This is a genomic window from Enterobacter cloacae complex sp. IR5450 (genome assembly GCF_049238665.1).
GTDB classification, from domain to species: domain Bacteria; phylum Pseudomonadota; class Gammaproteobacteria; order Enterobacterales; family Enterobacteriaceae; genus Enterobacter; species Enterobacter hormaechei_C.
This window is the reverse complement of record NZ_JBMKIC010000007.1, coordinates 45,315-69,530: the sequence shown is the minus strand read 5'-3', so window position 1 is coordinate 69,530 and position 24,216 is coordinate 45,315. Positions and strand designations below refer to the sequence as shown.

Here is a 24,216-nt window from a genome sequence, read left to right as displayed (position 1 = left end):
ATAATTATCATCTATTCACTATTACTTCCGTATATCCCACGTAATACTGATGCACAAGTTAACCGCATCACATTTCGGGAGTAATCATGGCTCGGCTCGCTGCATTTGATATGGACGGCACGCTGTTAATGCCGGATCACCGTTTAGGGGAGAAAACCCTGAAAACTCTTAAGCGCCTGCGCGAGCGTGAAGTTACCCTGACGTTTGCTACTGGTCGTCATGTGCTGGAGATGCGCCATCTGCTGGGGACATTTGCCCTCGATGCGTTCTTGATCACCGGCAACGGAACGCGCATTCACTCCGTCGACGGCGATGTGCTGCACCGTCAGGATCTGAATCCGGAGGTGGCGGACATTGTCCTGCACAGCACCTGGGATACGCAGGCCAGCGTGCATGTTTTTAATGATGAAGGCTGGTTTACCGGGCGTGAGATCCCGGCCTTGCTGCACGCTCACGTTTACAGCGGCTTTAAATATCAGCTTATCGATTTGCGCCGCATTCCGGCACACAAGGTGACCAAGATCTGCTTCTGTGGCGATCACGACGATCTCTGCCGCCTGCGTATTCAGCTTAACGAGGCGCTGGGCGACCGGGCGCACCTGACCTTCTCGGCGGTGGACTGCCTTGAAGTGCTGCCGGTGGGCTGTAACAAAGGATCTGCGCTGGCGGTGCTGAGCGATCATCTGGGGCTGACGATGCAGGACTGTATGGCCTTTGGTGACGCCATGAACGACCACGAGATGCTGAGCAACGTAGGTCGTGGGCTGATTATGGGGAACGCGATGCCGCAACTTATTGCCGCGCTCCCGCATTTACCGGTTATCGGACACTGTCGTAACGAAGCGGTGTCCCATTTTTTGACGCATTGGCTGGACAAAAATAACCTCCCGTATTCCCCCGAATAGTGAGACCCTTCCAGCAAGCCAGGCTTTAGCCTGGCTTTTTTTTATTTCACCAGCTGCGAAATCTGCGCTTTCCACGGTTCTACATCGCCAATAGTTGCCTGCACCCATTCTGCGTTGTAATAGGTGTCCAGGTAGCGCTCCCCGCTGTCACACAGCAGCGTGACGACAGAGCCGGTACGGCCTTCTTCGCGCATCCTCTCGGCCAGCTGTAGCGCGCCCCACATATTGGTGCCGGTGGAAGCCCCGACTTTACGGCCAAGCTGTGTCTCCAGCCAGTGCGCCGTCGCGACGCTGGCGGCGTCCGGCACGCGGAGCATCTCATCCACAACGTCCGGAATGAACGAGGGTTCGACGCGCGGGCGACCAATCCCTTCGATCTTGCTCCCCACGGGGCTGCGCAGGCTCGCATCGCGGGATTGCCAGTAATCGAGGAACACCGAGTTTTGCGGGTCAACCACCATCAGCTGCGTATCATAACCCTGACAGCGGATATAACGTCCGATGGTGGCGGAGGTTCCGCCCGTGCCCGCGCTCATGACAATGTAAGAGGGGACAGGATGCGGCTCATGGGTCATCTGGCGGAAAATGCTGTCCGCAATGTTATTATTGCCGCGCCAGTCGGTGGCGCGTTCGGCGAAGGTGAACTGGTCCATATAGTGACCATTCAGCTCGCGGGCCAGCATTTCGGAGGCCGCATAGATTTCGCAGGCGCTGTCCACAAAGTGGCAGCGTCCGCCGTAAAATTCGATCTGTTCAACTTTACGTTTCGCCGTGCAGGAGGGCATCACGGCGATAAACGGGAGGCCCAGCAGGCGGGCAAAGTAGGCTTCGGAGACGGCAGTTGATCCGGACGACGATTCAATAATCGTGGTGCCTTCTTTGATCCAGCCGTTACATAAACCGTATAAAAAGAGTGAACGCGCCAGGCGATGCTTCAGGCTGCCGGTAGGATGTGTGCTTTCATCCTTCAGGTAAAGCTGAATGCCGGGAAATCCCGGCAGAGGCAGGCGGATCAAGTGGGTGTCTGCCGAGCGCTGATAGTCGGCATTTATTTCGCTGATGGCATGTTTAACCCAGGTGCTATTCATCGTAGTTATCCGTTTGTCATTTTGTGCCCAGCATAGCGAAAAGCACAGAAAAAATTGTTGCTATCTGACCTTTAAAATAGAATGTAAGGAGAATAATTTTCTCTTCGAGGTGGCTATGTTAGATAAAATTGACCGTAAGCTGCTTTCTTTGCTGCAAAGCGACTGTACCCTCTCTTTGCAGGCGCTGGCAGATGCCGTTAATCTGACCACCACACCGTGCTGGAAGCGCCTCAAGAAGCTGGAAGATGATGGCATTCTGCTGGGACGTGTGGCGCTGCTGGATCCCGAAAAACTGGGGCTTGGACTGACCGCCTTCGTCCTGATAAAAACGCAGCATCACAGCAGCGAATGGTACTGCCGCTTCGTCACGCAGGTTTCCGACATGCCCGAGGTGCTCGGCTTCTGGCGCATGGCGGGGGAATACGACTATCTGATGCGCGTTCAGGTGGCAGACATGAAGCGCTACGATGATTTTTACAAGCGGCTGGTCAATAGCGTACCGGGCTTGTCCGATGTCACCTCCAGCTTCGCCATGGAACAGATTAAATACACCACAGCGTTACCCATTGAATAACTTCTTAAAATACCTTCAGGAAAAGACCGCGTGCGATTATTTGCCCAATTAAGCTGGTACTTTCGTCGGGAGTGGCAACGCTACCTCGGCGCAGTGGCCCTGCTTATTATCATTGCCATTCTGCAACTGATCCCCCCCAAAGTGGTGGGCTACGTCGTGGATGGCGTTACCGAACAACATTACACCGCCGCACGGGTGATGATGTGGGTCGGTACGCTGGTGCTGACGGCCGTGGTGGTTTACCTGCTGCGTTATGTCTGGCGCGTGCTACTGTTCGGTGCGTCCTATCAGCTTGCCGTTGAGCTGCGCGAGGACTTTTACCGTCAGCTGAGCCGCCAGCACCCTGAGTTTTATCTGCGTCACCGTACCGGGGATCTCATCGCCCGCGCCACTAACGATGTAGACCGCGTGGTGTTTGCCGCCGGTGAAGGGGTGTTAACGCTGGTGGATTCCCTGGTGATGGGCTGTGCGGTATTAATTGTGATGTCTACGCAAATTAGCTGGGAGCTCACGCTGCTGGCGCTGCTGCCAATGCCGCTGATGGCGCTGGCAATTAACCGCTACGGCGAGCAGCTCCATGAACGCTTTAAGCTGGCGCAGGCGGCGTTCTCGTCGCTGAACGATCGCACCCAGGAGAGCATGACCAGCATCCGCATGATCAAAGCGTTTGGTCTGGAAGACCGTCAGTCCGCACTGTTTGCCGCCGACGCCGCCGATACCGGCGCGAAAAACATGCGCGTGGCGCGTATTGATGCCCGTTTCGATCCGACAATTTATATTGCGATTGGCATGGCGAACCTGCTGGCGGTGGGCGGCGGCAGCTGGATGGTGGTGCGAGGCACCATGACCCTCGGGCAGTTAACCAGCTTTGCGATGTACCTTGGGCTGATGATCTGGCCAATGCTGGCGCTGGCCTGGATGTTTAATATCGTTGAACGTGGGAGCGCCGCTTACAGCCGTATCCGCGCCATGCTGGCGGAAGTGCCAGTCGTGAACGATGGCAGCGAGCCGGTACCGGAAGGTCCGGGTATTCTCAAGGCTGATATCCGCGCCTTTATCTACCCGCAAACGGAACATCCGGTGCTTGAGAACGTCAGTTTCACGCTGCGTCCTGGTCAGATGCTGGGCATCTGCGGCCCGACGGGCTCCGGTAAAAGCACCATTCTGTCACTGATTCAGCGCCATTTTGACGTGAGCGAAGGCGATATCCGTTTCCACGACATCCCTCTGCCACGTCTGCTGCTGGATGACTGGCGCAGCCGCCTGGCGGTCGTCAGCCAGACGCCGTTTTTGTTTTCAGACACCATTGCCAACAATATTGCGCTCGGGTGTCCGACGGCGACACAGGACCAGATCGAGCACGTGGCGCGTCTGGCCAGCGTCCACGAGGATATTCTGCGCCTGCCGCAGGGCTACGACACGGAAGTGGGTGAGCGGGGCGTTATGCTCTCCGGCGGACAAAAACAGCGTATCTCTATTGCCCGCGCGCTACTGCTGGACGCTGAGATCCTGATTCTGGATGATGCGCTGTCCGCGGTTGACGGGCGTACTGAACATCAAATTCTGCATAACCTTCGCCAGTGGGGAGAGGGGCGCACGGTCATCATCAGCGCGCACCGTCTGTCGGCGCTTACCGAAGCCAGTGAAATTCTGGTGCTTCAGCACGGACATATTGCCCAGCGTGGTCAGCATGAGCAGCTCGCCGGGCAGACCGGCTGGTATCGGGATATGTACCGCTATCAACAGCTTGAAGCCGCGCTGGATGAGGAGGTGGCCGATGCGTAAGTTTGGACAGATGTGGCCGACGTTAAAACGGCTGCTGGCCTATGGCTCACCGTGGCGCAAACCGCTTTCCATCGCCGTGCTGTTGCTGTGGATCGCCGCGATTGCGGAGGTGACCGGTCCGCTGCTTATCAGCTATTTCATCGATAACATGGTAGCGAAAAGCTATTTGCCTCTCGGCCTGGTCGCCGGGCTGGGCGTGGCGTACGTCGGGCTACAGCTGACGGCGGCAGGGCTGCATTACGCGCAGTCACTGCTCTTTAACCGGGCCGCCGTGGGCGTGGTGCAGCAGCTGCGCACGGACGTGATGGATGCCGCGCTGCGCCAGCCGCTGAGCGAGTTTGATACCCAGCCGGTCGGGCAGGTTATTTCGCGCGTCACCAATGACACCGAGGTGATCCGCGACCTCTATGTAACCGTTGTTGCAACGGTTCTGCGCAGTGCCGCGCTAATTGGCGCGATGCTGGTGGCGATGTTCAGCCTGGACTGGCGGATGGCGCTGGTGGCAATCACCATTTTCCCGGCGGTGCTGATCGTGATGGTGATTTACCAGCGCTACAGCACGCCGATCGTGCGCCGCGTGCGCGCTTACCTTGCAGATATCAATGATGGCTTCAACGAAGTGATCAACGGCATGAGCGTTATTCAGCAGTTTCGCCAGCAGGCGCGTTTTGGTGAGCGAATGGGGGAAGCCAGCCGCTCGCATTATATGGCGCGGATGCAGACGTTACGCCTGGACGGTTTCCTGTTACGTCCGCTGCTGAGCCTCTTCTCGGCGCTGGTGCTGTGCGGACTGCTGATGCTGTTCGGCCTGACGACGCGCGGAACCATCGAGGTGGGGGTACTGTACGCGTTTATCAGTTACCTCGGACGCCTTAACGAACCGCTGATTGAACTCACCACGCAGCAGTCGATGCTGCAACAGGCAGTGGTCGCGGGCGAACGTGTATTCGAACTCATGGACAGGCCGCGTCAGACCTATGGCGATGACGAACGCCCGCTGGAAAGTGGATCCATAGCGTTTGATCATGTCTCGTTTGCCTACCGCGACGACCAGCTTGTCTTGCAGGATATCAACCTCGAGGTACCGTCGCGCGGTTTTGTCGCCCTGGTTGGGCATACCGGCAGCGGCAAAAGCACGCTCGCCAGTTTGCTGATGGGCTACTATCCGTTGACGCAGGGGGAGATCCGTCTGGACGGACGGCCGCTTGCCTCGCTTAGCCACAACGCGTTGCGTAAGGGCGTCGCGATGGTGCAGCAGGATCCGGTGGTGCTGGCGGATACCTTTTATGCCAACGTGACGCTGGGACGTCCTTTCACCCCTGAGCAGGTATGGGAGGTGCTGGAAACGGTACAGCTGGCGGATCTGGCGCGCGGGTTAAGCGAGGGGATCAATACCCGGCTGGGTGAGCAGGGCAACAACCTCTCCGTCGGGCAAAAGCAACTTCTGGCGCTGGCGCGCGTGCTGATTGAGACGCCGCAGGTGTTAATTCTGGATGAAGCGACCGCAAGCATTGACTCCGGTACCGAGCAGGCGATCCAGCAGGCGCTGGCTGCCGTGCGGGATCACACTACGCTGGTGGTGATCGCCCACCGCCTGTCAACGATCGTCGATGCCGATACCATTCTGGTTCTGCACCGTGGCCAGGCCGTTGAACGGGGTACGCACAGAGCGCTGCTTGAGGCAAAAGGACGCTACTGGCAGATGTATCAGCTGCAGCTGGCAGGCGACGAACTGGCCGCCAGCGTGCGCGAGGAAGAGTCACTCAGCGCCTGATGCACCATAACAAGGCAATGCGCTAACAGACTTAACCGTTGGTGCAAAACTGAAACGCACCCTGCACTGCCATGGTGCGTTTTTTTTTCACTTTTTCCCGGCGCATGCGCGCCGCGGCGCTTTCCTCCTCACCTTTCACTTCTGGCACACCCTTTGCAATATCACTCTCGTGTTAGCTGCGGCCATTACCGAATTCTGACTGGAGGGGATATATGAAGCTGGTTACGGTGGTAATCAAACCATTCAAACTCGAAGACGTGCGTGAAGCGCTGTCTTCCATGGGTATTCAGGGACTGACTGTCACCGAAGTGAAAGGCTTTGGGCGTCAGAAAGGTCATGCCGAGCTTTATCGCGGGGCGGAATACAGCGTTAACTTCCTGCCAAAAGTGAAAATTGATGTGGCGATTGCCGACGATCAGCTTGATGAGGTGATTGATGTCGTCAGCAAAGCGGCCTACACCGGAAAAATTGGCGACGGCAAAATTTTCGTTGCCGAACTACAGCGCGTTATTCGCATCCGTACCGGCGAATCTGACGAAGCGGCGTTGTAAGTAACTCCTGGCACACAGTGATAGGGATCAAGAAAATGAAGAAAGCAACAATGAAAACAGGTCTGGGGTCGCTGGCACTGCTGCCGGGCCTGGCAATGGCTGCACCTGCTGTGGCAGACAAAGCCGATAACGCCTTTATGATGATTTGCACCGCGCTGGTGCTGTTCATGACGATTCCGGGGATCGCGCTGTTTTACGGCGGCCTGATTCGCGGCAAGAACGTACTCTCCATGCTGACGCAGGTTGCCGTCACGTTCGCGCTGGTGTGCGTGCTGTGGGTGGTTTACGGTTACTCGCTGGCCTTCGGGGAGGGCAACGCCTTCTTCGGCAACGTTAACTGGGCGATGCTGAAAAATATCGAACTGACCGCGGTAATGGGCAGCTTCTATCAGTATATTCATGTCGCGTTTCAGGGCTCATTCGCCTGCATCACCGTGGGGCTGATTGTGGGCGCGCTGGCTGAGCGTATCCGCTTCTCTGCGGTACTGATTTTCGTGGTGGTCTGGCTGACGCTCTCCTATATCCCGATTGCGCATATGGTCTGGGGCGGTGGTCTGTTGGCTTCCCATGGCGCGCTGGACTTTGCGGGTGGTACCGTTGTGCACATCAACGCCGCGGTAGCAGGCCTGGTAGGCGCCTACCTGATTGGCAAGCGCGTGGGCTTCGGGAAGGAAGCATTCAAGCCGCACAATCTGCCGATGGTCTTTACCGGCACCGCCATCCTCTACTTTGGCTGGTTCGGCTTCAACGCAGGTTCAGCCAGCGCCGCTAACGAAATCGCTGCACTGGCCTTCGTGAATACCGTTGTGGCAACCGCCGGCGCTATCCTCTCATGGGTATTTGGCGAGTGGGCCGTTCGCGGCAAGCCATCGCTGCTGGGTGCCTGTTCCGGGGCGATTGCCGGTCTGGTAGGTATTACGCCAGCGTGCGGTTACGTGGGCGTAGGCGGTGCGCTGCTGATCGGTATCGTCGCAGGACTGGCGGGGCTGTGGGGCGTTACCGCACTGAAACGTGTTCTGCGCGTTGACGATCCGTGTGATGTATTCGGCGTGCATGGTGTGTGCGGCATTGTCGGCTGTATCATGACCGGTATCTTTGCTGCCCAATCTCTGGGCGGTGTGGGTTACGCAGAAGGCGTAACCATGGGGCATCAGGTGCTTGTACAGCTGGAAAGTATCGCGATCACCGTTGTCTGGTCGGGTGTTGTGGCCTTTATCGGTTACAAGCTGGCTGATATGACCGTTGGGCTGCGCGTGCCGGAAGAGCAGGAGCGCGAAGGCCTGGACGTCAACAGCCACGGCGAGAATGCCTATAACGCATAATTTGAGTGCCTTGCCGGGCGGCGGCTTCGCCTTACCCGGCCTGAAAAAGCGTAATTTGCAGGCCCGGTAAGCATAGCCACCGGGCTTTTTACCTCACCCGCGATTACGCATCACACCTTCCTGCACGGTAGAAGCCACCAGCACACCATCCTGGGTGTAAAATTCCCCGCGAACAAAACCGCGCGCGCTGGACGCAGAGGTACTTTCCACGCTGTAAAGCAGCCATTCATTCATATCGAATGGACGGTGGAACCACATGGAATGGTCAATTGTGGCTACCTGCATCCCTTTTTCGAGGAAGCCCACACCGTGCGGCTGTAGCGCAACTGGCAGGAAGTTGAAATCCGACGCATACCCCAGCAGGTACTGATGCACGCGTAAATCTGCGGGTACGCTGCCGTTGGCGCGGATCCACACCTGGCGGGCGGGCTCAGCGGTATGCCCCTTCATTGGGTTATGAAATTCGACCGGGCGGATCTCCAGCGGTTTATCGCACAGAAACTTCTCTTTTACCTGCGGCGGCAGCAGATGTGCGAGTGCGCGGGCAATCTCGGTTTCCGATTTCAGATCGTCCGGCGATGGGGCAGACGGCATCTGTTTTTGATGCTCATAGCCCGGCTCTGGCGCCTGGAAGGAGGCAGTCATGTAGAAAATGGGTTTCCCATGCTGGATGGCCGCCACACGACGGGCGCTGAAACTTTGACCGTCACGCAGAACTTCCACGTCGTACACAATCGGTTTAGCGCTGTCGCCTGGGCGTAAAAAGTAGCTGTGAAACGAGTGCACCAGACGGTCTGCCGGGACGGTCTCCTTGGCGGCATACAGCGCTTGCCCCACGACCTGGCCGCCAAAAACCTGGCGTAAGCCTAAATCTTCGCTCTGTCCGCGAAATAGCCCTTCTTCTATTTTTTCCAGGTTAAGCAATGTCAGCAGATTGTTCAGTGCCTGACTCATAGTGGTCCTCAATAAACGCCGTGGCGAAAGATACGCTGAGTATAACGCAGAAACGATAGTGGTCCGATGGGTAGAATAATCTTAATACCTGGGCAAAATTAGGCATAAATCCGTGATTTGTGCCACACTTGTTTACGTTATGTGAATAAAACGACATCGGATGGGATCGATCCCGCCGGTGCATTGATGATAAGGAGACTTCAATGAAACTCGTGCCTATGTTAAGCGGTGTTGCAATGGCGGTGGCGTTGTCCGCCTGTGCGGATAAGAGTGCCGATGTAGCGGTACCAACGGCGACCCCAAACGGGATTAACACCCTTTCACAGCAAGCTATTCGACAGCCTAACGTGTCCGGTACCATCTGGATCAAACAGAAAGTCGCTCTGCCGCCGGACGCGGTTTTAACGGTCACGTTATCCGATGCGTCTCTGGCGGATGCACCGTCTAAAGTCCTTGCTCAGCGTGCAGTTCGTACAGAGGGTAAACAGGCGCCGTTCAGCTTCGTGCTGCCGTACAACCCGTCTGACGTCCAGCCTAACGCGCGTATCCTCCTGAGCGCGGCGGTAACGATCAACGATAAGCTGGTCTTTATCACCGATACCGTACAGGAAGCGGTCAACAAAGGCGGCACCAAAATCGACCTGACCCTGGTACCGGTGCAGCAAACTGAAGTGCCTGTTGCAACGCAAACCAATCAGCCGACTCTGCCTACACCCCCAACACAGATGTAATTTTCCTTCGCCCTCTCCATGTTGACGGGAGAGGGCGTCAGTACTCCCAGCGATACTTCTGCATATCAATCTGTCCTGCCCCGGACACCTGCACCCCTTCTGAGAGTAATGCCTGACGCTGGCGCTGCAAGTCTGGCCCGGTGAGGGAAATGGCGCCATGGCGATTGACGACCCGGTGCCACGGTAACGTGCTTCCCTCCGGTAGCCTTCTCAGCACGCCTCCAACCTGACGCGCCGCGCGCGGAGAACCCGCCAGCCGGGCGACTTCCCCATAGGTCGTGACACAGCCTTCCGGAATCGAAGCCACGATTTGCCACACTCGCTGTGGGAAAGTGTCATGTTCGTCCATTGTTTCTCCTGCGGGAAATCAGCGAAGGGTAATGTTATACGAAGATAAAGAAGATTGTCGGGGCAGTTTGCGCAATAATCCAGCATCCGGTTGTCAGCGGCTTGCAATTGAGGTGCTCCACAGGGATAATGCGCCAGCGCGTTGGTTATCAACGCTCTCAATGGGGGCTCTGTTGGTTCTCCCGCAACGCTACTCTGTTCACCAGGTCAGGTCCGGAAGGAAGCAGCCAGGGCAGACGACGTGGGTGCCGGGATGTAGCTGGCAGGGCCCCCACCCATTTGTGATCCTCTCAGTTGTTCCCCTGAATAAACCTTCTAAATTATGTGACTATTGTATTTTCTGTAATACAGCCTTCATTTAACTGAAATAATAATGTCATAAACCTGTAATAATAGACTGTCATTTTATTTTCGGATGCCTTTATTCTGTCATAAGCTAAAAAATATATATCTGGATAACAAACTTATCTTCGTGTATTAAATTAAACACGTGTTCCGAAAGGATGTGACAATCATGGTTACTGCGGTTTTAAACGTTAAAATTGATGAAGCGCTAAAAGAAAGACTTCGCCACTATGCGGAAGACAATAATGAGAATTTAAGCGTGACCACAGAGAAACTGCTGCTGCTGGCATTTGAAGCAGTAGAAGAGGCGGGAGTATCGGAAGAGGATGTTGATAATCAGCATACGGAAGAAGAGAGCGTAACTCCATTTACTCCTAAAGAAATCAAAGCACTACGTAAACTTCTGAAGAAGAGAAAATGAAACAACAACTATCGACTGCCAGTGACTACAACGAGGCCTGCAATCTGTTACGTTCCGGCTACGTGAAACATGTTCGTCTTGGCTGGAATGTAGGAAGTGATGAGTTCTTTCGAATTGCGTCTGACTGGTGTGATACCGGTGCAAAAATAAAGAAAGAAGGGGATAATTTCATTATTTCGCTGAAAGGCTTCCCGATTCCTCCTCAACATTAAGCTGTTCTTCATGAAAACTGCTGACTGCATGCGTTACAGTCAGCAGTTTTTATTGTTTCTGGCGAATAATTTACACCAGGCTCCGTTTTACTGGCGCTACACTTTTATTTAACGCACGCCACAGCGGTTTGATCCGCAATAATGCCTCTTCAAGTTCCGGCGGACTGAGTGAGAAGGGCATTCGCAGATAGCGGTCAAACGCGCCTGAAAGCCCAAAGCGCGTGCCGGTGCCCATAATGATGCCTGTCGTCTCGGCGCGTGCCGCCAGCTGCGTCGCCAGCATGCCGGGTAATTCAATCCAGTATGAGAGCCCTCCCTCCGCTTCCTGAAACCGCCATTCGGGGAAATGTTCCCGCAGCATCTGGCCGCAGCGGTCGCGACGTTCTGCCAGCATTTCCCGCCGGGCAGGCAGGAAGGTTTCACTGTTTTCGATAAGCCACAGCGTGGCCAGTTGTTCCAGCACCGGAGAACCCAGATCCAGCGTGTCGCGCGTCTGCGCGAGCGTGGCGATAGTGCGGGACGAGGCGCGGATCCAGCCGAGACGCAGCCCACCCCAGAAACTTTTGCCTGCAGAACCCAGCGTCATCACCGCGGCCTCCGGGTTAAAGGCGGCCAGCGGCGGCGGCGGGGGAGCATCGAACCAGAGATCGACCATGGTTTCATCCACCACCAGCGTGGTGCGGGTTTGCGCGGCGATGTCGGTTATGGTCTGGCGCGTCGCGGCATCCATGCAACGCCCGGTCGGATTATGAAAATCCGGCATCAGATAGGCCAGACGCGGGGCGGTCTGGGCGAGCGTTGCGGCAAAACCGTCGGTATCCCAACCCGTTTCAGGCAGCGAGACGCCCACGGGCCGGCATAGTGCTCCCTGAATGGCGGCTATTGCCAGCGGGTAAGTGGGATGATCCACCACCACGCGATCCCCGGGACCGGTCATCATTCTTAAGATCAGGGCAAAGCCGCTGACGGCGCCGTTCACCACCATCACTTCGTCTGCCCGGGTGGGCAGACCGCGTGCGGTGTAGCGGGCGGCGATAGCTTCACGCAGCGCCGGAAGCCCAAGCTGATCGTACCCGGTCAGCGCCAGATTCGGCGTGATGGCCGTCAGCGCGTGGGCGTAGGCCTGGTGGATCTCTGGCCCCGCGTTGAGCGCGGCGGTTGAGAGATCCAGCGCCGCACTGGCTGTGGAAAGCGTGGGCACGGCGCGGCTGTCTGGCAGGATCGCCCGCGAACCGCTGCCGTGACGGCTCTCCAGATAACCTTCTTCCCGCAGATGCGCCAGCGCGCTGCTGATGGTGGTGCGGCTTACGCTCAGTGCGGTGGCCAGCTCCCGCTCTCCGGGCAGGCGCGTGTTTAGCGCTAGCCTGCCATCCAGAATCAACAGGCGTAACGCGTCAGCCAGCTGGCGCCACAGCGGGGTACGGGAAGAGGCTTGCTGCCAGTGCCCTAACAGGCGTACCAGAGACTGGCTTCCAAAACGACGTGATGACATGTGCAGTCCACTATTTGAAAACTGGACATTAATCATAGTGCCATTTTCACCGAAGATGGAACCTGGTTCTTCGGAGAAGAAAAAATGGTACGTCGTCTGGTACAACTTTATGTCGGTTTAGGCCTGTACGGGCTTTCAACCGCGATGTTTATTCGTTCGGATCTGGGTGTCGACCCGTGGGATGTCTTTCACCTTGGCGTCGCCATCCAGACCGGGATGAGCATCGGTACGGTGATTATTTTAACCGGGGCAGCGGTGCTGCTGCTGTGGATCCCGCTGCGTCAGCTGCCGGGGCTGGGCACTATCAGTAATGTGATTTGTATTGGTCTGGCGGCAGATGCGTCAATGGCGCTGATCCCTGAGCTCACCTCGCTGCCCGTGCGCATCACCCTGCTGGTTTCCGGCATTGTGGTTAACGCCCTTGCCACCGGGATGTATATCGGCGCGGGTTTTGGCGCAGGCCCGCGCGACGGCCTGATGACCGGCATACACGCCCGGCTGGGCTGGTCGATCCGCAGCGTGCGTACCGCGATCGAGGTGACTGTGTTGATCGTCGGCTACCTCCTCGGGGGAGCGTTTGGCGTTGGAACCGTGCTGTATGCATTAACCATCGGCCCGCTGATCCAGCTTTGTTTGCCGTGGTTTCGCCCGAGACCGCGCATTCAGAAAGCTCCACAGCCGGAGCGGATTGTTTAATTTTGCGAAGCGCTCACAGGCTATGATGGCGTAACTGTGTCAGAATAGAGACTTCTCTTTTCACGACGCCAGAATGTATGAAAGCGATCACTCTTTATGACGTTGCCCGCGTGGCAGGCGTTTCTTATCAGACCGTTTCCCGGGTGATTAACGACGCGGAACACGTTTCTGCCCGTACGCGGGAAAAGGTCCGGCAGGCCATGGCGGCGCTACACTATGTGCCCAACCGTGGCGCGCAGCAGCTGGCCGGGAAACGCACCCGCACGCTGGGGCTGATGACCAGCGATCTGGCGCTACATGCGCCGTCGCAAATCGCCTCAGCTGTAAAATCCCGGGCAGTGGAGCAGGGGGCTAGCGTACTCATCTCCATGGTGGAGCAACCCGCGCAGTGTCAGGCTGCTTTGCAGGAATTACTGGCGCAGCGCGTAGAGGCGCTGCTGGTGAACGTTCCGCTGGAAGATGCCCTGGCAGAAATGCTTCAGGAAATGGCCTCGCCGACCCCGGTTCTTTTTCTCGATGTGTCCCCCACAGCTCGGGTTAACAGTCTCGTTTTCAATGCCGAACAGGGCGCTGCCCTGGGGGCAGAGCATCTGCTTTCGCTGGGGCACCAGCGAATTGCGCTGCTCGCCGGGCCGGAAAGTTCTGTCTCTGCCCGGGCTCGTCTGGCGGGATGGAAAACCACGCTGGCTCAGGCCGGCGTGGAGGCGTTTGCGGTGGCGCAGGGCGACTGGAGCGCGGCTTCGGGCTATGAGAAAGGGCATCAGCTCCTGGCGGGCGCGCAGCTGCCGGAGGCGATCCTCGTCGCTAACGATCAGATGGCGCTTGGCGTTTTACGCGCCTGTGCGGAAAAAGGCGTTGCGGTACCGGGGCAGATCTCGGTTGTCGGGTTTGATGATACGGCTGACAGCGCGTGGTTTTCACCTCCGCTCACCACCGTTCGGCAGGCGTTCCGCGAGGCCGGTGAGCGCAGCGTGGAGTGGCTGATGGCACCTGCCCATCACGACGAATGCTGGCAGGAACAACTTCCCGTTACGTTGATCGTGCGTCATTCCACCGCGCCGCGCGCCGCACAGCAGGCCGATCGTGAAGATCTTGCGCAACAGCTCAGAACGCTGGCGCTGCTGGCGGAGAAACTGGCGCGCAGCTAGCACTTTTGTGATCGTGCTCGCCTGGTGACGATCAAAGTCTTTACCGCCACCGTTTACCAGGGCATGTTGGCTAAAATTGTGAGCGCTTCGCAAAGAGGTTGATATGTCTTCTACATTGCCGCTGACTCTCAGCGCACTTCTGGCGCGTCGTGACTGGGAAAACCCGGGTGTGACGCAGTGGAATCGTCTGGCCGCACACGCGCCTTTTCATAGCTGGCGCGATGAAACCTTCGCCCGCGAGGATAAGCCTTCGCGGAGCAAGCGTCTGCTTAACGGCATCTGGCGATTCAGCTTTTTCCCGGCGCCAGAGCAGGTTCCGGAGGCATGGATAACGGACGATCTGGCTGATGCCGTTGAGATGCCCGTGCCGTCGAACTGGCAGATGCAGGGATTTGATACTCCCATCTATACCAACGTCACCTATCCGATAAATGTGAACCCGCCCTATGTTCCGGCTGAAAACCCAACCGGTTGTTACTCGCTCACATTTGAGATGGATGACGCCTGGATGTGCAGCGGGCAAACCCGCATTATTTTTGACGGGGTGAATTCAGCTTTTCATCTGTGGTGTAACGGCCAGTGGATGGGCTATTCGCAGGACAGCCGTCTGCCTGCGGAGTTCGATCTCAGCGCGGTGCTGCGACCGGGGCAGAACCGCCTGGCGGTAATGGTGTTACGCTGGTGCGACGGAAGCTATCTGGAAGATCAGGACATGTGGCGGATGAGTGGCATTTTCCGTGACGTCTCGCTGCTGCACAAGCCGGAAACGCGAATTGCCGATTATCAGATCGTGACCGATCTGAATGCCGAATGCGATCGGGCGATACTCCGGGTTGACGTTGCGCTGGAAGGCACACGCTACGCCGAATGCGAGGTGGCGTTTACCCTGTGGCGTAACGGCGAAGCCTGCGCGCAAACCACGCAGCAGCCCGGATCGGCCATCGTGGACGAACGCGGCAGTTGGGCAGAACGGCTTAGGGTGGCGATACCCGTGAACGCTCCTGCGCTATGGAGCGCTGAAACACCGAAATGCTATCGGCTGACAATGTCGCTTCGGGATGCGCAGGGTAACGTGCTGGAGACTGAAGCCTGCGATGTCGGTTTCAGACGCGTCGAAATCAGCAACGGCCTGCTGAAGCTTAACGGCAAACCGCTGCTGATCCGCGGCGTGAACCGTCACGAACATCATCCTGAGAAGGGGCAGGTGATGGATGAGGCGACCATGCGCCGCGACATCGAACTGATGAAGCAGCATAACTTCAACGCCGTGCGCTGCTCGCATTATCCGAACCATCCTCTGTGGTACACGCTTTGCGATCGCTACGGCCTGTACGTGGTTGATGAGGCGAATATTGAAACCCATGGCATGGTGCCAATGAGCCGCCTGGCGGACGATCCGCGCTGGCTGCCTGCCATGAGCGAACGCGTAACGCGTATGGTGCAGCGGGACCGGAATCATCCGTCCATCATCATCTGGTCCCTGGGGAATGAGTCCGGGCATGGGGCGAATCACGATGCGCTGTACCGCTGGCTGAAAACCACCGATCCCACGCGGCCGGTGCAGTATGAAGGCGGCGGCGCCAGTACGGCGGCAACCGATATTGTCTGCCCGATGTACGCTCGCGTCGATCAGGATCAGCCGTTCCCGGCGGTGCCAAAGTGGTCGATTAAAAAGTGGATTGGTATGCCGGACGAAACCCGTCCGCTGATCCTGTGCGAGTATGCCCACGCGATGGGCAACAGCTTTGGCGGCTTTGCCAGCTACTGGCAGGCATTCCGCAGCCATCCCCGGTTGCAGGGCGGCTTTGTCTGGGACTGGGTCGATCAGGCGCTGACGAAAAAAGCGGAAGACGGCAAGGTATTCTGGGCCTACGGCGGCGATTTTGGCGATAAGCCCAACGACCGTCAGTTCTGCCTCAACGGACTGGTGTTTCCCGATCGCACTCCGCATCCCGCCCTTTACGAGGCGCAGCGTGCCCAGCAGTTCTTTACCTTTACGCTGGTGAGCACCGCTCCGCTGGTCGTCGAGATCCAGAGCGACTATCTGTTCCGTCATACTGACAACGAGTATCTGCGATGGTCGGTGGCGCGTGACGGTGCGGTACTGGCTTCCGGCGAAACCCCCCTTTCTGTTGCGCCCGAGGGGACGCAGCACGTTGAGATCCCGCTGCCTGAACTTGTCGCTGAGCCGGGCGAGGTCTGGCTCAACGTGGAGATCGTTCAGCCGCAGGCCACGCCGTGGTCGCCGCCCGGCCACCGTTGTGCCTGGGATCAGTGGCCGCTCCCGGCGCCGCTGTACCTTGCGCCACCGAAAGCAGGCGGAACCCCTCCGCAGCTAACGGTGCAGGACGAGGCGCTGGACATTACTCATCAGCAGCAGCGCTGGCAGTTTAGCCGTCTCACCGGAAACTTGACCCAGTGGTGGAACGAGGGCGCTGAAACGCTCCGTTCTCCGCTAACGGATAACTTCACCCGCGCGCCGCTGGACAATGACATTGGCGTCAGCGAGGCGACCCGCATCGATCCGAACGCGTGGGTGGAACGCTGGAAAGCGGCAGGGATGTATGAGATGTCCGCGAGCCTCCTCCAGTGTGAAGCGGAGCAGCATAACCGTGAGGTGGTGGTGACCACGCAGCACGTCTGGGAGCATCAGGGTAAAGCGCTATTTATGAGCTGCAAGGTCTGGCGGATTGATGACCACGGGGTGCTGCACGGTGATGTGCAGGTGACGGTGGCGTCTGACATTCCTGAGCCCGCTCGCGTGGGCCTGAGCGTTATGCTGGCGGATATCCCGGAAACGGTGCGCTGGCTGGGACTAGGCCCGCTGGAAAACTATCCGGACAGAAAACTGGCGGCGCAGCAGGGACGCTGGGCGTTACCGCTGGAAGAGATGCAGACGCCGTATATCTTCCCGACGGAGAACGGTTTGCGCTGCGACACCCGCGAGCTGACGTTTGGCTCCCATCAGTTGCAGGGACAGTTCCATTTCTCCCTGAGCCGTTATAGCCAGCGGCAGCTGCATGAGACAACGCATCAGCACTTGCTGCGGGAAGAGGCTGGCTGCTGGTTGAATCTTGATGCGTTTCACATGGGCGTAGGGGGGGACGACTCATGGAGCCCGAGCGTAGCCCCGGCCTTCATTCTGCAAAACCGCCGGCTGCGCTACACGTTTAGCTGGCAGCAGAACGGCTGAGCCGAAACGTGCGGCCACTGCCGTGGCCGCACGTAACACCGCACAATCGGTTTATTTCCTGAGGTTGTGCGCGGCCCAGAGAATGAAATCCTCTTTAGGCAGCGCCTTGCTGAAATACCAGCCCTGGCCGTACTGCACGCCGTGGCGATGCAACCATTCGATCTGCCCTTCAGTTTCAATGCCTTCTGCGACCATCGCCAGTTTAAGCGATTTGGCCATTTCGATGATGTGGGGAGTCACGTGCTTGTACTCCAGCGCATCCACAAAGGATTTATCAATCTTCAGAGTATCGACATCCAGATCCTGCAAATAGCTCAGGCTGGAGTAACCCGTGCCAAAATCATCAATGTAGATAGCGTGCCCGGCGCGGCGAAACGCAGCGATAGCAGGTACGCTGACGGCAGGATCGGCAAACCCGCGCTCGGTTAATTCAAGGGCGATCTGGCGCGGGTGGACGCCCCATTTGTTGAGCAACTGACTCAGCTGGCGAGGCAGCTCGGGGGACGTTAAATCCGATGGCGCAAGGTTGACAGAAATATGCAGTTCCGGGTGATGGTGTAGCCAGGCGCCTAGATCCTCAAATACCTCATTTACCACTAGCCGCGTCAGCGTTGAAATAAGCCCTGTCTGCTCAGCCAGCGGAACAAAGAGATTAGGCGACAGGTTACTGCCATCTGGCTGCGGCCAGCGCATCAGCGCTTCAGCACCCACCAGTTTTCCACTACACAGCGCCACGATGGGCTGGTAGTGAATCTCGATCTCCCGGTTGTTGATCGCGTCGATCAGGCGGTGACGCGGGGACAGCAAACGGCGGAGAATGCGCAGGACAATAAGGGCAGCAACCAGGCTTAGCAGTATGCCAGCCGGTAGCCAGATGATCAGTTGCTGGTGCCAGGAAGCCGCCAGCGGTTTTAACGACGCCCAAGCGATCACCGTAAACCCCAGTTCGGGTACAGGTTTCATCACGTACATTGAGCCGTTGTATTGCACGCGCGTAACGTCCTGCTGCTCCTTAACGACAGAGAGAATATACGGGTCTAGAACATTGCTTCTGGCAAATATATGATGGGTTGAGCTGCCCACCAGGGCGGCATCCATTGAGATTTCACCAAACGGAACAACATCCACAAGCGACGCCGGATCGACCATTACCAGATAATGTCCTTTCCCCAGAACGGCCATATAACGCTGAATGCCGAGGTCGTTTTGCGAGGTGAGCCACGCGCTATAACCATCTTCGGTGATCCGCATTGGGGGCGGTAAGATCGCCGTATCACTGGATTGTTCAAGCGATGAGCAGAGCGGTTTCAGATTATCGATATACATCACTTCCTGGATATAGCGCCATGAGAACGCGACCCGGCGCATTTCGCGTAAATGCGGGGGAGTGCAGGGCGGGGCGTGGAATGTCTGTAGGTGCGTGAGCGCCTGTTTTGCCTGCGCAACGACTCTGTCGGTACGGATCAGGACACGCGAGGCATAGCTGTCCAGCGCGTCCACAAATTTCTCCTCAGCCTGACGATGCGCCAGCCAGATACTGAGGCACACAGGGACCAGCACAGAGAAGATCAGTACGCCTGTCACCAGGCTGACCAGATGTCGGGTTCGCATGCTGTTTTATCCTTCCCATATGCCCGCCCCGGGCCTGGAGTTTGCGCGCCAGAGGAAAAAGTTTTTATCGGTAAATGATATAGTTATAGCATGCAACCGTCTCAGGCAGGTATCTGAATAAACCTTTCAAAAACAGGCTGCGCGTCACAGGGGTTGTTTTTGCAGCGAAGCTCAGATAGTATTTTGTTATGTTATAACAATACATGAAGGCCAGAGATGAAACCGAATATCCATCCAACCTATCGCACCGTTGTGTTTCACGACACCACGGCTAATGAATATTTTAAAGTTGGCTCAACGATTAAGACAGATCGTGAAATTGAGCTTGAGGGGAAAACGTATCCTTACGTTACTCTTGATGTCTCCTCTAAATCACATCCGTTTTACACCGGGAAGCAGAAGACCTTCTCGACAGATGGCAGCGCGGCACGCTTCCGCAAGCGTTTTGGCGGCTTTCTTGATGCGAAGCGAGGCTAATCATGCAGGTGCTTAACTCATTGCGCAGTGCAAAACAGCGTCACCCGGATTGCCAGATAGTCAAACGCAAGGGACGCTTATACGTGATTTGCAAATCTAACCCGCGCTTTAAGGCGGTGCAGGGGCGTAAAAAAAGGCGCTAGACGCGCGTTTCTCGCCAGCTTTCCAGGGATCTTTTCTGTTTGCCGTCGGCAGTAAAATTGTCGGTGGCAAGCCAGCTTTCAAAGGCGCTCGCCAGCGCTGGCCACTCTTTGTCGAGAATTGAAAACCAGTCGGTGTCCCGGTTTCGGCCTTTAATGACCAGCGCCTGGCGAAAACGCCCTTCAAACTGAAAGCCAAGACGCAGGGCCGCTTTGCGGGAGGGTTCGTTCAGGCTATTGCACTTCCATTCATAACGCCGGTAGCCCAGGGTATCGAACACGTACCGCATCAGCAGATACTGCGCTTCTGTCGACATGGGCGTGCGGCTTAACAGTGACGAGAAGTGAACATGTCCCACTTCCACGACGCCGTTTTTAGGATCGATCCGCATCAGGGACAGCGTCCCGACAGGAGACTGGGTCTGGTTATCGATAACGGTAAAGTGGATGGGATCGGCTAATTCGCTTACGCTCGCCACCCATTCGGCAAACTCCTCTGCGGTGGCATCGGGCTCACGCAGCAGCCACGTCCAGCTTCGGGTATCTCCGGCCACGGAATACGCAGAGAACAACGCGTGGGCATGCTCCATGCGCAGCGGCTCAAGCCGACAATAGCGACCCTGAAGTACCACCCGGGACGGGTGCGGCCGAGGCTGCCAGTCGATAAGGCTTTCCCCTACAGGTTGACCAAACTCATTGAATGTATTCATCTTTATTTCCATGATGTTAAGAAGATCTCCAGATTAATGAATTGCTGGTTCCTTAAAAAGAACCACCAGGTTATGTTTTTCTGGTACCACGAGGAGGAATGATGAATATACCGGGTGATGAGCTATACACCTTGCTCCATGCTGCGCTGAAAAAACGTGGGACAGAGACGCTCCAGCGCGCGCTCTATCTTGCTTTGCGGGAGGCCATACTGTGCGGAAGGCTTCGTTCCGGCAGCCATTTGCCCGGCTCACGAACGCTGGCGCATCAGATCTCGGTGTCCCGAAATACCGTCAACGCGGCGCTGGACCAGCTCACGCTCGAAGGTTATTTGCTGCGTAGCCGCCAGGGCACGCGGGTGGGGCAATTCGCTCCTCGTACGATTGCCCGGACATTACCGGACCCGGACGTCAGGCTGACAAAACGTGTCGCCCGGCTGCCCGCGCCTGTGCCGCGTGACACTCCGGTGATGGCGTTTACGCCGGGAACGCCTGCCATCAACTATTTCCCCTTGCCGCTGTGGCGGCGGTTGTACGATCGCGTCCTGCGCGAGGAGGGAAGCGCCCTGTTAGGGTATGGCGACCCTGCCGGCGAGCCGTCGTTACGGGCCGCCATTGCCCGCCATCTTGCGCTCTCCCGCGGCATTGACTGTGACGCCAGCCAGATAGTGATAACCGAAGGGGCGCTGGAGGGCGTCAATCTGTGCACAATGCTGTTAAGCGAGCCGGGGGATGTCGCCTGGGTGGAAAATCCCGGCTATAGCGGCGCCAAAAGCGCTTTTGTCAAAACCGGCCTGGCGATGACCGGCATACCGGTGGATGACGAGGGGATGTGCTGGGAAGGGATGTGTGCGCCTTCACCCACGCTGATTTTTACCTCGCCATCGCATCAGTTCCCTTACGGAAGCGTACTCAGCGCGCGGCGGCGTCTGGCGCTGCTGGAACTGGCCCGGCAGCACAACGCGTGGATCATTGAGGACGATTACGACAGCGAATTCCGTTATACAGGTGAGCCCGTCCCGGCGATGCTGGGTATGGTCAACAACGCGCCCGTTGTGTATCTGGGGACGTTCAGCAAAACGCTGTTTCCGTCGCTCCGAATGGGGTTCATGGTGTTACCGCCAGCGCTGGCGAAGGCGGCACGTCCCGCCATCGGCTCGCTGCTGCGCGGCGGGCATCGCGCTGAACAGCGCACCCTGGCGCTGTTTATTGAGGAAGGCCACTATGCGCGACATCTTGCCGCCATGCGCCGACTTTATCGTAAGCGATACCGCCAAATGCGAGAGGCGCTAAGCGCAGAGCTTCATACGCCGCATCGCGTTCTTGCCGGAGAAGGAGGGATGCACCTGGCGCTGGCGATTGACGGTATCGACGACCAGCGGCTGGTGGAGCAGGCAAGAGCGTTTCAGCTGGCACCCGCTGCGCTGAGCGGATATTACCTTGAGACGAAGCAGGGGCAAACCGGTCTGGTTTTAGGTTACGGCAATACCTCTGCTTCGCAGTTTGCGCCGGGTATCCGACGTCTTCAGGCGTTAATTACGCAGCAGTGGGGCGGGAAAGGGTAAAGACATCATAAAAAGAGAGCTGGCCCTTGGTGGTGACCATTTTCTGCAACTTCTCTTTTTGCCCGGCTTCGACAGCCGGCGAGTGCAGGATGCTGTCGATCAGCTCCTTCGGCACGTAACGCGTGTTGTACCACTCCCCGTTGTAGCACACGCGGAAATCGAGTACGTCGATATCTTCATACCGGTAACGCGGATTGACGTCGAAAAAGAAAAACGCGTTAAACACCACGAACAGCACTACCAGCAGCCAGACGGAATCGACCAGCGTTTCAGACTTCAGCATGACGATAAGCGTTGCCAGCCAGGCGGCGTACATGGCGACGAACAACCCGGGGTGTTTGCGAATAAAGCTGATGCTAAAGCGCGGGCGATTGTCGCGCTTTTCGCGAGTATTGAGATCGTCGATGGTGGCGGTAAGCAGGCGCTGTATCTCTGTCATTTTTTGCCTTTATGATTGTTGAAAATACAGGTGATCTGCTTATTTTATGAGAGGGGTTTACGCGATGAAAGTAACAGTTATGCCAGGAAAAAGCATAACAGTTACTCAGGATGCGCTTAGAGCATTTTAATGATTTTCGCCGGATTGCCGCCCACGACAGCATTGGCCGGCACGTCTTTGGTCACTACCGCGCCGGAAGCGATAACCGCATTATCGCCAATGGTTACGCCCGGGTTAATGATCGCACGTCCGCCGATCCAGACGTTATCACCAATGGTGACCGGTTTACCGTACTCCAGCCCGCTGTTACGTTCGGTCGCATCCAGAGGATGCGTGGCCGTATAAATGTGCACCCCCGGCGCAAGCATACAGTTATCGCCAATGCGGACAGGGCAGACATCCAGCATGACGCAGTCAAAGTTGGCATAAAAATTTTTGCCCAGATAGATGTTATACCCGTAGTCGCAGCGGAAGCTCGGTTCTATATAGGCGCCTTCGCTTTGACCCAGCAGGTCAGCTAATAAGGCGCGACGTTCGGCCTTCTCATCGGGTGCGGTATGGTTATAGCGGTGAACAAGATGACGCGCGCGTAAACGGTCAGCCCTCAGCGTGTCATCGCCAGGGCGGTAATATTCACCTGCAATCATCTTCTGTTTTTCTTCACTCATGGGAACCTCTCTGGAATCGTTTTACGCAGCGTAAAGAGGATTAACCAGAAAGGGAACGTTCCCTAAAAGCTGCTGTGACGGGAGTCACAACATTTATGCGCATAAATACGTTTTATACGGGAACCTGGCGTTTGCACTTGAAGCGTAATTCGAAAGGTAAATTCAGCTTAACAACGGGCGTAATGCCTTTACAGTCTCTCTTCAACGATTAACGAACAAATTTCCATACCGAAGAGGGGATCTTGTCATACAGTTTATTCATGGTTAGTTCAGCCAGACGATGGTCGGCAGCTGAATAAAATACCGCCAGTTCATTATCAGACAGCTCGTATTTATTTTTTTCAATAACACGTTCGAGGGTGTCAATTGACTGGCAGCGTCGCAGGCGCATCAAATAATCGACTTTTGTTAATGGTTTATCAGACATAAATTCACCTTAGTAATTGTAATAATTTTAACAGGAAAGACTAACCGGATTAGCTCTGCTGACATTAGTGAAGCAGCGAAATAGACGGTTTCCTGATTTACGCCATTTCTGCAAATCCTGTGCGTTAATGCCGTAGCTGCTGAACAACATAAAGGTGTTGTCCAGGTATTCATCAATTTGCTCTATCAACTTATTATCTTCATTGTACTTAATTTTATAATTAAGTGCGAAGGTGGCGATATGCTCGATCAGCTCGTTAAGCTGTAAATTGATAGCAGACGTTGGATCGTTCACCCAGCCATGGTTACTTTCTTCAAGATTGGCAAGGCAGTCATGGTACAAGGATTCGCAGAGAAATTTCAACTGCGCGATATCATGCCTTTTTGGCGAGTACTCGTCCATAGCGCATCCCCTTCTGAGTGATTTTTTACTCACCGAACATCATGTCGGGATGGATATAACTTGCTTAGCCACATGGGAGCTGTGTTCCTGATAACTCTAACTATAAGCCACTCTGATCAAGATTTCACCGCGCTATTACGAAAAATTACAATTAAATCGTTACTGTGCGAGCCTTTACGCAAATGTACCTTTTGCAGCAACCACGTTAATCAAATAAAAAACCGTTTTTTATCGGTTCCTT

25 protein-coding genes and 1 other RNA gene are annotated in these 24,216 nt (G+C 56.3%); 16 read left to right on the top strand and 10 right to left on the bottom strand.

Features of this window, described 5'->3' with window-relative positions; genetic code table 11:
• Positions 1–86: 86 nt before the first annotated feature.
• Complete coding sequence (gene cof, locus ACOTYB_RS08240; RefSeq protein ID WP_032657397.1) at positions 87–905, top strand: HMP-PP phosphatase; 819 nt, start codon at positions 87–89, stop codon at positions 903–905.
• 41 nt (positions 906–946) lie between these two features.
• On the opposite strand, the gene ACOTYB_RS08235 is transcribed toward cof, so the two are convergent.
• Positions 947–1,993, bottom strand: a complete 1,047-nt coding sequence (locus ACOTYB_RS08235) for a PLP-dependent cysteine synthase family protein (RefSeq protein WP_045343214.1) — start codon at positions 1,991–1,993, stop codon at positions 947–949.
• Between the two features lie 115 nt (positions 1,994–2,108).
• Between ACOTYB_RS08235 and ACOTYB_RS08230 the strand changes: the two genes are divergently transcribed.
• The 5 genes from ACOTYB_RS08230 to amtB all read left to right on the top strand — a co-directional run bounded on the left by ACOTYB_RS08230 (position 2,109) and on the right by amtB (position 7,999).
• Positions 2,109–2,567, top strand: a complete 459-nt coding sequence (locus ACOTYB_RS08230) for an Lrp/AsnC family transcriptional regulator (protein ID WP_015571267.1) — start codon at positions 2,109–2,111, stop codon at positions 2,565–2,567.
• A 30-nt stretch (positions 2,568–2,597) separates the two neighbouring features.
• Complete coding sequence (locus ACOTYB_RS08225; RefSeq protein WP_023315528.1) at positions 2,598–4,352, top strand: SmdA family multidrug ABC transporter permease/ATP-binding protein; 1,755 nt, start codon at positions 2,598–2,600, stop codon at positions 4,350–4,352.
• Positions 4,345–6,126 carry a SmdB family multidrug efflux ABC transporter permease/ATP-binding protein gene (locus ACOTYB_RS08220; protein ID WP_022650484.1) on the top strand — a complete coding sequence of 594 codons (1,782 nt, stop codon included), beginning with the start codon at positions 4,345–4,347 and terminating at the stop codon, positions 6,124–6,126. The genes ACOTYB_RS08225 and ACOTYB_RS08220 overlap by 8 nt, the downstream gene beginning before the upstream one ends.
• Before the next feature lie 212 nt (positions 6,127–6,338).
• The gene (gene glnK / locus ACOTYB_RS08215) at positions 6,339–6,677 is read left to right on the top strand and encodes a P-II family nitrogen regulator (protein ID WP_006809867.1); all 339 of its coding nucleotides are present in this window, start codon (positions 6,339–6,341) and stop codon (positions 6,675–6,677) included.
• Between the two features lie 35 nt (positions 6,678–6,712).
• Positions 6,713–7,999 carry an ammonium transporter AmtB gene (gene amtB, locus ACOTYB_RS08210; protein ID WP_022650485.1) on the top strand — a complete coding sequence of 429 codons (1,287 nt, stop codon included), beginning with the start codon at positions 6,713–6,715 and terminating at the stop codon, positions 7,997–7,999.
• 93 nt (positions 8,000–8,092) lie between these two features.
• On the opposite strand, the gene tesB is transcribed toward amtB, so the two are convergent.
• A complete protein-coding gene (gene tesB, locus ACOTYB_RS08205) occupies positions 8,093–8,953 on the bottom strand; it encodes an acyl-CoA thioesterase II (protein ID WP_032657403.1) in 861 nt (286 codons plus the stop codon).
• A gap of 203 nt (positions 8,954–9,156) precedes the next feature.
• Between tesB and ACOTYB_RS08200 the strand changes: the two genes are divergently transcribed.
• Positions 9,157–9,684, top strand: coding sequence for a YbaY family lipoprotein (locus ACOTYB_RS08200; protein WP_003859018.1), 528 nt, complete (start codon positions 9,157–9,159; stop codon positions 9,682–9,684).
• Positions 9,685–9,721: 37 nt separating this feature from the next.
• On the opposite strand, the gene ACOTYB_RS08195 is transcribed toward ACOTYB_RS08200, so the two are convergent.
• Entirely contained in the window at positions 9,722–10,033 is a 312-nt protein-coding gene (locus ACOTYB_RS08195) for an MGMT family protein (RefSeq protein ID WP_003859016.1), read from the bottom strand.
• A gap of 170 nt (positions 10,034–10,203) precedes the next feature.
• On the opposite strand from ACOTYB_RS08195, the gene ffs reads away from it, so the two are divergent.
• From ffs to ACOTYB_RS08180, 3 genes are all read left to right on the top strand, one after another.
• Positions 10,204–10,300: signal recognition particle sRNA small type (gene ffs, locus ACOTYB_RS08190), an RNA gene on the top strand.
• Between the two features lie 246 nt (positions 10,301–10,546).
• The gene (locus ACOTYB_RS08185) at positions 10,547–10,798 is read left to right on the top strand and encodes a hypothetical protein (RefSeq protein WP_006809862.1); all 252 of its coding nucleotides are present in this window, start codon (positions 10,547–10,549) and stop codon (positions 10,796–10,798) included.
• Positions 10,795–11,010 carry a hypothetical protein gene (locus tag ACOTYB_RS08180; protein WP_015571263.1) on the top strand — a complete coding sequence of 72 codons (216 nt, stop codon included), beginning with the start codon at positions 10,795–10,797 and terminating at the stop codon, positions 11,008–11,010. The genes ACOTYB_RS08185 and ACOTYB_RS08180 overlap by 4 nt, the downstream gene beginning before the upstream one ends.
• A 70-nt stretch (positions 11,011–11,080) precedes the next feature.
• Here ACOTYB_RS08180 and ACOTYB_RS08175 read toward each other — a convergent pair whose 3' ends face one another.
• The gene (locus ACOTYB_RS08175; RefSeq protein WP_022650488.1) at positions 11,081–12,502 is read right to left on the bottom strand and encodes a PLP-dependent aminotransferase family protein; all 1,422 of its coding nucleotides are present in this window, start codon (positions 12,500–12,502) and stop codon (positions 11,081–11,083) included.
• An 84-nt stretch (positions 12,503–12,586) separates the two neighbouring features.
• Here ACOTYB_RS08175 and ACOTYB_RS08170 point away from each other — a divergent pair, with 84 nt between their 5' ends.
• The 3 genes from ACOTYB_RS08170 to ACOTYB_RS08160 all read left to right on the top strand — a co-directional run bounded on the left by ACOTYB_RS08170 (position 12,587) and on the right by ACOTYB_RS08160 (position 17,539).
• Positions 12,587–13,198: a YczE/YyaS/YitT family protein gene (locus tag ACOTYB_RS08170; protein WP_032608660.1), complete on the top strand. Its 612-nt coding sequence runs from the start codon at positions 12,587–12,589 to the stop codon at positions 13,196–13,198.
• A 77-nt stretch (positions 13,199–13,275) separates the two neighbouring features.
• Positions 13,276–14,346, top strand: coding sequence for a LacI family DNA-binding transcriptional regulator (locus tag ACOTYB_RS08165; protein WP_023324240.1), 1,071 nt, complete (start codon positions 13,276–13,278; stop codon positions 14,344–14,346).
• Between the two features lie 103 nt (positions 14,347–14,449).
• Entirely contained in the window at positions 14,450–17,539 is a 3,090-nt protein-coding gene (locus ACOTYB_RS08160) for a beta-galactosidase (RefSeq protein WP_126524788.1), read from the top strand.
• 51 nt (positions 17,540–17,590) lie between these two features.
• On the opposite strand, the gene ACOTYB_RS08155 is transcribed toward ACOTYB_RS08160, so the two are convergent.
• Positions 17,591–19,150 (bottom strand): EAL domain-containing protein, encoded by a 1,560-nt coding sequence (locus ACOTYB_RS08155; RefSeq protein WP_421765791.1) that lies wholly within the window; start codon positions 19,148–19,150, stop codon positions 17,591–17,593.
• 216 nt (positions 19,151–19,366) lie between these two features.
• Between ACOTYB_RS08155 and ACOTYB_RS08150 the strand changes: the two genes are divergently transcribed.
• Together ACOTYB_RS08150 and ykgO are read left to right on the top strand one after the other, a co-directional pair.
• Positions 19,367–19,627, top strand: a complete 261-nt coding sequence (locus tag ACOTYB_RS08150; protein ID WP_015571255.1) for a type B 50S ribosomal protein L31 — start codon at positions 19,367–19,369, stop codon at positions 19,625–19,627.
• 2 nt (positions 19,628–19,629) lie between these two features.
• Positions 19,630–19,770, top strand: a complete 141-nt coding sequence (gene ykgO, locus ACOTYB_RS08145) for a type B 50S ribosomal protein L36 (protein ID WP_003859006.1) — start codon at positions 19,630–19,632, stop codon at positions 19,768–19,770.
• Here ykgO and ACOTYB_RS08140 read toward each other — a convergent pair.
• Entirely contained in the window at positions 19,767–20,477 is a 711-nt protein-coding gene (locus ACOTYB_RS08140; RefSeq protein WP_022650493.1) for a GNAT family N-acetyltransferase, read from the bottom strand. The two genes, ykgO and ACOTYB_RS08140, sit on opposite strands and share 4 nt — an antisense overlap.
• A gap of 101 nt (positions 20,478–20,578) precedes the next feature.
• On the opposite strand from ACOTYB_RS08140, the gene ACOTYB_RS08135 reads away from it, so the two are divergent.
• A complete protein-coding gene (locus ACOTYB_RS08135) occupies positions 20,579–22,039 on the top strand; it encodes a PLP-dependent aminotransferase family protein (protein WP_220317125.1) in 1,461 nt (486 codons plus the stop codon).
• Here the strand turns inward: ACOTYB_RS08135 and ACOTYB_RS08130 are convergent.
• The 4 genes from ACOTYB_RS08130 to tomB all read right to left on the bottom strand — a co-directional run bounded on the left by ACOTYB_RS08130 (position 22,011) and on the right by tomB (position 23,975).
• Positions 22,011–22,478: a YlaC family protein gene (locus ACOTYB_RS08130; RefSeq protein ID WP_022650495.1), complete on the bottom strand. Its 468-nt coding sequence runs from the start codon at positions 22,476–22,478 to the stop codon at positions 22,011–22,013. The two genes, ACOTYB_RS08135 and ACOTYB_RS08130, sit on opposite strands and share 29 nt — an antisense overlap.
• A 116-nt stretch (positions 22,479–22,594) precedes the next feature.
• Complete coding sequence (gene maa, locus ACOTYB_RS08125) at positions 22,595–23,146, bottom strand: maltose O-acetyltransferase (RefSeq protein WP_022650496.1); 552 nt, start codon at positions 23,144–23,146, stop codon at positions 22,595–22,597.
• 208 nt (positions 23,147–23,354) lie between these two features.
• The gene (locus tag ACOTYB_RS08120) at positions 23,355–23,573 is read right to left on the bottom strand and encodes an HHA domain-containing protein (protein WP_015571250.1); all 219 of its coding nucleotides are present in this window, start codon (positions 23,571–23,573) and stop codon (positions 23,355–23,357) included.
• A gap of 27 nt (positions 23,574–23,600) precedes the next feature.
• The gene (gene tomB, locus ACOTYB_RS08115; RefSeq protein ID WP_409248818.1) at positions 23,601–23,975 is read right to left on the bottom strand and encodes an Hha toxicity modulator TomB; all 375 of its coding nucleotides are present in this window, start codon (positions 23,973–23,975) and stop codon (positions 23,601–23,603) included.
• Between the last annotated feature and the right edge of the window lie 241 nt (positions 23,976–24,216).